The sequence below is a fragment of the Pusillimonas sp. SM2304 genome (assembly GCF_031628915.1).
Lineage (GTDB): Bacteria > Pseudomonadota > Gammaproteobacteria > Burkholderiales > Burkholderiaceae_B > Pusillimonas_C.
Genome location: NZ_JAVLUJ010000002.1, coordinates 1,219,771 through 1,227,499, shown reverse-complemented (window position 1 = coordinate 1,227,499; position 7,729 = coordinate 1,219,771). Strand labels below are relative to the sequence as shown.

The window sequence follows — 7,729 nt, the reverse complement described above, 5'->3', positions numbered from 1 at the left end:
AAGCGCGCCAGTTTGGCCGGCCAGGTGCGCGATACAGGTAATGTGCAGGCCGACGATCTTCTCCTGCAGCCGTTTCACTTCCCATAGAAGTTTCTTGGTTTCAGGGCATGGAGCTTTGGTCCAGAGCTCCCGGCAGTCTGCGTCACTCAAGGGCTTCAAATCACGGAGGACGGACGAGATGTGATAGCTGTTCATGGTAGCTCAATAATACTGTGTGTCTAAACAGTATTTTTAGCATGTCCGGCCAGCAATGGTTGTTACGGGCTGTCCGCCTTCTGCCTCTGCTGCTCCAGATAATCAGACCACCATTGCATGAGTTTTACCCGCTCTAGGAAATACTCGGCATGGTTGTATGCTGCTTCTACCTGGTCCTTTTTCTTGTGTGAAAGCTGCATTTCAATGGCCTCAGGTCGGAATAATCCCGAGTCATTCATGATAGTGGAAGCCAGGCCCCGGAACCCATGGCCCGTCTGTTCCCCCTCATACCCCATGGTCTTGAGCGCTTTGTTGATCGTTTCGTTCGATATCGGTCTCGTTGCGGGGTTGCGCTCGCCCGGGAACACATATTTGTATCGGCCGTTTATCGACTTCAGGTCCCGAAGCATGGTGACTACCTGGGTGGATAGGGGAATGAGGTGCACAGGGCCATACATCTTGGCCATGAGTCGACCCTTCATTCGATCCGGTGGAATGACCCACATCGCGCCATCCAAGTCCAGTTCGGGCCACTCGACCCAGATCAGCTCCGAGGTACGCGGAAAGGTGCGAACCATTAGCTTTGTGGCATAGATCGTTTCTGGTCGGCCATGGTAATTGTCGATTCGGCGTAACAATTCAGGGACTTGCGGTGCATCGACGTGTGGCCGGTGCTTCACCGGCGGCCGATCTTTCAGAAACTGATCCAGCCCATCGGCAGGATTGGCCTTTACCCGGCCGGTAGCCGCCGCGTATTTGAAGACCATGCCGATAGAATCTAATACTCGACTGGCCATCTCCAGGGCGCCGCGCTTTTCCACCTTCTGCACGATGCCCAGAATGACCAGCCCTGGAATCTGCGCGACAGGCAGATTACCGATATCGGGATAGGCGTTCGACTTCAGGGCGTTACTTATGCGCGAGTGGTAGCCTTCGCTCCACTGATCTTTCTTCATGGCCAGCCATTCCTCGGCAACCACCTTGAACGTATCGTTTTGTTCCTGAATGGCTATTTGCTTGGCCAGCTCGCGCTCAATGGCGGGGTTTTTGCCTTCAGCAATTTGCGCTTGCGCAACACTACGCTTATCTCTGGCTGCTTGTAGGCTAATTGTCGGGTAATCGCCAAAGGTTAGGGTGTTCTCTTTGCCGTTTGGCTGTACATACTTTAGCCGCCATGTCTTCGTGCCGCTGGCCTTCAATAGTAAATATAGGCCGCCGCCGTCAAAGAGTTTTTTCTTCCCATCCGCACTATACTTGGCCTGACGACACTGAATGTCGGTCAAAGGCGTGATAATACGCGCCATCTCTCCATACCCCCAAAAGCTTTCTCCGTACCCCCAAATATACCCCAAAGAAATTTGGCTGCACTGACTGTTTCTGACAACTATGGAAGGTAAAAAGGGCGCAAAAAAACCCGCAAACGCTTGTTTTTTGCGGGTTATAGGCAGAAATGGACACCTTGGGGGTGTCATGGAAAGAAAGGTAATGGTAGGCAGTACTGGATTCGAACCAGCGACCTCTACGATGTCAACGTAGCGCTCTAACCAACTGAGCTAACCGCCTAGAAAGAACAAGATTCTAGCGCACTATTATTGAGTTTGTCAAAACTCATACTGATGATTTTATACCGCGGTAGCTTGGAGCGGCTTTTCACCGACGTGTGTGACTGGGTGGTAGAAGCGAGGTGTGCCGATAAACTGATTCGAACAACAAGAACCGTGACAATAATGAAGAGGGGCACATAATGAGTTTTAAATATCGGCTTACACCCATACAGGCGGCTGTTGCAGGTGGCGTGCTTGCCATTGGATTGGCCGGGACGTCAACCGCGCAAACGGAGATTCCGGCAGGGACGTACCCTTTTATTGACTTGAACACGCCTGATGAAGCAGTTACACAAACAGGGGCCGTGACCGTCAACGGCACTACTTCCATCGATGCTGGCGCGGCGAGCATTACGCTGGCTCATGCCGGCAACGATTTCGTGGGGGCGGTGAGCTTGGCGGGCGGGACGGTCTTTATTAATGACGCCAACGCGCTGACCTTGGGTGCGCTGTCTGTGGGCGCATTGACTGCGACCAGCCAGGGCGCACTGGACTTGGGCCAGGGCGCTATCGGCGGCGCTTTGTCGGCTGCCAGCAATGGCGGCGCGATTTCGCAGTCCGGGCCGCTTTCCGTTACGGGCACTAGCACGATCGATGCCGGTCTCGGGAGTATTTCCCTGGCTGATGACGGCAACGATTTCGTGGGTCCGCTGAGCATTGCCGGCACCGGCATCCAGATTGTCGATGCCAACGACCTGACGATCGCATCGCTGGTTAGCGGAGCCAATGCCAATGTGACACTTATTGCTGGCGGGGCGCTGGTCCTGGCAAATGGCGGAATCGATGTCGGCAACGCAGATCTGACCTTGGCTTCAAATGGGGGAGTGTTATCGACGGCGGGTGCGCTAGCCGGAGCACGCATTGAACTGATCGGTAGCGATGGCGTTACGCTGTCTCATGATGTGGACTCATCATCGAACCTGACTCTGACGAGCGGCTCAGGCGCAATCACCCAGACAGGTGGCAACGTCAGTACGCAGGGCGACGCCAGTATCGATGCAGGGAATGGGAGCATTACCCTGAGCAGTGCCGGCAACGATTTCGTGGGGGCGGTGAGCTTGAAGGGCGGGGCGGTGTCTATTCGTGACGCCAACGCGCTGACCTTGGGTGCGCTGTCTGTGGGCGCATTGACTGCGACCAGCCAGGGCGCACTGGACTTGGGCCAGGGCGCTATCGGCGGCGCTTTGTCGGCTACCAGCAATGGCGGTACGATTTCGCAGTCCGGGCCGCTTTCCGTTACGGGCACTAGCATGATCGATGCCGGTGCAGCAAGTATTGAGCTTGCTCATGCCGACAACGATTTCGTAGGGGCGGTGAACTTGACGGGTGGGGCGGTGTCTATTCGTGACGCCAACGCGCTGACCCTGGGTGTACTGTCTGTGGGCGCATTGACTGCGAGCAGCCAGGGCGCGCTGACCCTGGGCCAGGGCGCTGTCGGCGGTGATTTGACGGCTGCCAGCAATGGCGGCGCGATCTCGCAGTCTGGAGCGTTTTCTGTGGGCGGCGCCAGTACGATCAATGCCGGTGCGGGGAGCATTACCTTGAACCATGCCGGCAACGATTTCGTGGGCCCGTTGACTGTTGTGGGCACGGGCATTCAGATTGCCAGTGCCAACGATCTGACAATCGCATCGCTGGCTAACGGTGCCAATGCCAATGTTGCGCTTGTCGCCGATGGGGTGCTAAGCCTGCCGGCCCATGACATCGATGTGGGCAACGCAGATCTGGCCTTGGCTTCAAAAGGGGGTGCATTATCGACGGCGGGCGCGTTGCGCGGAGCACGCATTGAGCTGCTTGGGCGTAATGGGATTAGCCTGAACCACAATGTGACGGCAACTTCATCGCTCGCGCTTGAGGGCGTCGGCGGCATTACCCAATCGGGTGGGGCCGTGACCGCTACGGCCGTCAACATCGATAGCGATAGCGACGTCGTCCTGACCGGAAGCGGCAACGTCATCGGGCGGCTGGATAATGTGCGTGTTTTAGGCAATTTCAGCCTGAAGAATCAGGCGCCCCTGCTCGTCAATACGCTCCAGGCAAGCCATGTTGAATTTTCGGTGGACCCCGGCGTCAAGGTAGCGGGCGTCATTTCGACCGGGCAGTTGGCCATGAATGCGGGGCAGCTAAGGGTTGACGGCTTGGTCGACGGGGATGTGCAGATCATGGCGGGCGCATCGCTTGCAGGAACCGGCACGGTTGGCAACACCACCATCGCTTCCGGCGGGGCGCTTGCGCCGGGCAACTCGATCGGCACGCTCACGGTAGACGGTGACTTGGTCTTCGACGCCGGGTCGCGCTACCTGGTAGAGGTCGATCCGCAAGGATCGGGCGCCGATCTGGTTCATGTCACCGGCGCCGCTACTCTGGCGGGCGGCTCGGTGGTTCATATTGGGGCGGATGGCGCCTATGATCCAAGCTCAGCCTACCGCATCCTCAAGGCCGATGGTTCGCTCAGCGGCGCTTTCGATACGGTGACGTCCGATTTTGCTTTCCTGACTCCTGGTCTTGCCTACGATTACGGGGCGGGCACGGTTGACCTGTTGCTCGAGCGCAATCAGGTCAGCTTTCCTGACAAGGCGTTGACCCGCAACCAGCTCGCCGCGGCTGCAGGCGTCGAGAGCCTGGGCGCGGGCAATGCCGCCTATAACGCAGTGGTCACGCTGCCGGACGACGCAGCGCGTATCCGGGCGGGGTTCGATGCGCTGTCGGGCGAGATTCATGCTTCGGCCAAGACGGCGTTGATCGAAGAGAGCCGCTTTGTCCGCGATGCGGTGATCGACCGCATAAGAACCGCGTTCGGCGCGGTGGCTGCCAGCGCCACGCCTGTCCACACCTATGGTGCGAATCAGGCAGGTTCGGCCGCCGCCACGACTGACCGGTTTGCCGCATGGGGCAATGCCTTCGGAAGCTGGGGGCATGCGGATAACGACGGGAACGCCGCGCGCCTTAAACGCTCTACCCGAGGCTTGCTGGTGGGTGCAGACGGCGAAGTGTTCGATGCGTGGCGCGCCGGGGTCGTGGCAGGCTACAGCCGCAGCAAGTTCGACGCGGCGGAGCGCGCTTCCTCCGGCGAAAGCGACAATTACCATCTTGGCCTGTACGGCGGCAGACAGTGGGGCCGGTTGGGCTTACGCTCCGGCCTGGCTTATACCTGGCACAACATCCAGACCCATCGTTCGCTGGCCATAGGCAGCTTCTCGGACCGTCTGTCGTCCGACTACCATGCAGGCACCTTCCAGATTTTTGGCGAACTGGGCTACCGAATAGATGCCCAGGCGGTGTCGTTCGAGCCTTTCGCCGCCCTGGCCCACATCAGCCAGCATACCGACGGCTATACGGAAAATGGCGCCGCGGCGGCGCTGCAGAGCAAGGGCCAGTCGACCGACACCACTTTCACGACGCTGGGCTTGCGCGCCGCGACCCATGTCGCGCTGGGCCGGACGCAGGCATCCGTGCGTGGCGGCCTGGGTTGGCGGCACGCCTTTGGGGATACCCTGCCCACGTCTACGCATCGCTTTTCGGCGGGCGACGCATTCACCGTGGCAGGCGTGCCCATCGCCCGCAATGCAGCGGTGCTGGAAGCGGGCCTGGACCTGCTTATCGCGCCCGATGCTGTCTTGAGCCTGTCGTATACAGGGCAGATCGCATCGGAGGCCAAAGACCACGGCGCCAAGGCAACGCTCAGCATGAGGTTCTGACCGCTCAAGATTACCTGGCCAGGGCAAACGGGCTTTTTCGCAACACCCATCAGCCCATTCACCCGCGATAATGTAAATTTACAGGCCGGGCTGGGGCCATTGCCACTACAAGTGTTACACTAAAGCAACGAATATTTTATTTTGAGCGAGCATGAACACAACGCGAACTACGACCGGGCATTTCTAGCTGTCGCCGCGTATTTGTTATCAGCCAACTAGCAAAATCAACATACCCAGAACGCGGCTAGTGCCGCGTTTTTGCATTTTCAGGACGTTTTATGGTTCACATCACCTTGCCCGACGGCTCGCAGCGCGAGTTTCCCGGCCCTGTCTCTGTCAGCGATGTCGCCCATTCCATCGGAACCGGACTGGGCCGTGCCGCGCTGGCAGGGCGTGTCGCCGTGGACGGCAAGGAGCCTCGGCTGGTCGACACCAGCTTCGTCATCGGGCAAGATGCGCAACTGGCCATCATCACGGCCAAAGATGCCGACGGCCTGGACCTGATCCGCCATTCGACGGCGCACCTGCTGGCCTACGCGGTCAAATCCCTGTTTCCCGACGCCCAGGTGACGATCGGCCCGGTGATCGAGAACGGCTTTTATTACGACTTTTCGTATAAGCGCCCCTTTACGCCTGAAGACCTGGAAGCCATTGAAAAGAAAATGGCGGAGCTGGCCAAGAAAGACGAAGTCGTGACGCGGGAAGAATGGCTGCGCGATGATGCCGTGGCGTACTTCAAAGGCATAGGCGAACACTACAAGGCCGAGATCATTGCCTCGATTCCCTCCAACGAGCCCATCAGCCTGTACCGCGAGGGCGATTTCATCGACCTGTGCCGCGGCCCGCACGTGCCGTCCACAGGCAAGCTCAAGGTGTTCAAGCTGATGAAGGTGGCCGGGGCCTATTGGCGCGGCGACAGCAAGAATGAAATGCTCCAGCGCATTTACGGAACAGCCTGGGCCAGCAAGGAAGAGCAGGCCGCCTACCTGACCATGCTGGAAGAGGCCGAACGGCGCGATCACCGCAAGCTGGGCCGCGAACTGGACCTGTTCCACTTCCAGGACGAAGCGCCTGGCCTGATCTTCTGGCACCCCAAGGGCTGGGTTCTGTGGCAGCAGGTCGAGCAGTACATGCGCGCCGTCTACCGCGACAACGGCTATCAGGAAGTCAAGGCGCCGCAGATCCTGGACTTGTCCCTGTGGAAGAAAACCGGCCATTGGGACAACTACGCCGAGAACATGTTCACGACGGAATCCGAGAACCGCGTTTATGGGCTCAAGCCCATGAACTGCCCGGGCCACGTGCAGATTTTCAATGCGGGGCTGCATTCCTATCGCGAGCTGCCCATACGCTATGGCGAATTCGGCCAGTGCCACCGCAATGAGCCTTCCGGCTCCCTGCACGGGATGATGCGGGTACGCGGCTTTACCCAGGACGACGGGCACATTTTCTGTACCGAGGATCAGCTACAGGACGAATGCGCCGCCTTTACGGCCCTGCTGCAGAAGGTGTATGCCGATTTCGGATTCACCGAAATCTTGTACAAGGTGGCCACGCGTCCCGAAAAACGCATCGGATCGGACGAGGTCTGGGACAAGGCCGAAAAAGCGCTCATGGAAAGCCTGGAGCATACCGGCTGCCAATTCGAGGTGTCGCCGGGCGAGGGCGCTTTCTATGGCCCGAAGGTCGAATACACCCTGAAAGACGCCATTGGGCGCCACTGGCAGTGCGGCACGATCCAGGTGGATTTCTCGATGCCGCAACGCCTGGGCGCCGAGTTCGTCGATGCCAGCGATCAGCGCAGGACGCCGGTGATGCTGCACCGTGCCATTCTGGGTTCTTTCGAGCGTTTTATCGGCATGCTCATTGAAAACCATGCGGGCGCCATGCCGGCCTGGCTGTCGCCCGAGCATGCTGTTGTATGCTGTATCTCTGAATCATCGGCCGACTATGCCGCTGAAGTGGCGCTTGGCCTGAAAAAACAAGGGCTTAGGGCCTTCTCTGATTTGCGTGGTGAAAAAATCACTCGTAAAATCCGTGAACACAGTATGCAAAAAATACCGTACATTCTGGTGGTTGGCGAAAAAGAGCGCGAAACCGGCCAGGTTGCGGTACGAGGGCGGGGTGGCGTCGACCTGGGGGTCATGCCGCTGACTGCTTTTACTGCGCGCCTGCAGCACGAAATCGATAGCCGCCAGCATGGCGGTGACGCCGGCCAGGCCTAATTTTTTT

Annotated in this window: 3 protein-coding genes and 1 tRNA gene; 2 read left to right on the top strand and 2 right to left on the bottom strand. The window is 58.6% G+C overall.

Annotated features, from left to right (window positions below; genetic code table 11):
* Positions 1-257: 257 nt before the first annotated feature.
* Both RE432_RS14740 and RE432_RS14735 read right to left on the bottom strand, forming a co-directional pair.
* Positions 258-1,499 carry a phage integrase central domain-containing protein gene (locus RE432_RS14740; RefSeq protein WP_310934166.1) on the bottom strand — a complete coding sequence of 414 codons (1,242 nt, stop codon included), beginning with the start codon at positions 1,497-1,499 and terminating at the stop codon, positions 258-260.
* A gap of 182 nt (positions 1,500-1,681) precedes the next feature.
* A tRNA-Val gene (locus tag RE432_RS14735) sits at positions 1,682-1,758 on the bottom strand.
* 181 nt (positions 1,759-1,939) lie between these two features.
* Between RE432_RS14735 and RE432_RS14730 the strand changes: the two genes are divergently transcribed.
* Entirely contained in the window at positions 1,940-5,497 is a 3,558-nt protein-coding gene (locus tag RE432_RS14730) for an autotransporter domain-containing protein (RefSeq protein ID WP_310934165.1), read from the top strand.
* A 278-nt stretch (positions 5,498-5,775) separates the two neighbouring features.
* On the top strand, positions 5,776-7,722 hold the full coding sequence (gene thrS / locus RE432_RS14725) for a threonine--tRNA ligase (RefSeq protein WP_310934164.1): 1,947 nt from the start codon (positions 5,776-5,778) through the stop codon (positions 7,720-7,722).
* Positions 7,723-7,729 lie beyond the last annotated feature (7 nt).

Excerpts from the sequence above, each read along its gene's own strand:
- RE432_RS14740 (WP_310934166.1), bottom strand. The coding sequence starts at position 1,499 with ATGGCGCGTATTATCACGCCTTTGACCGACATTCAGTGTCGTCAGGCC.
- RE432_RS14730 (WP_310934165.1), top strand. The coding sequence starts at position 1,940 with ATGAGTTTTAAATATCGGCTTACACCCATACAGGCGGCTGTTGCAGGT.
- thrS (WP_310934164.1), top strand. The coding sequence starts at position 5,776 with ATGGTTCACATCACCTTGCCCGACGGCTCGCAGCGCGAGTTTCCCGGC.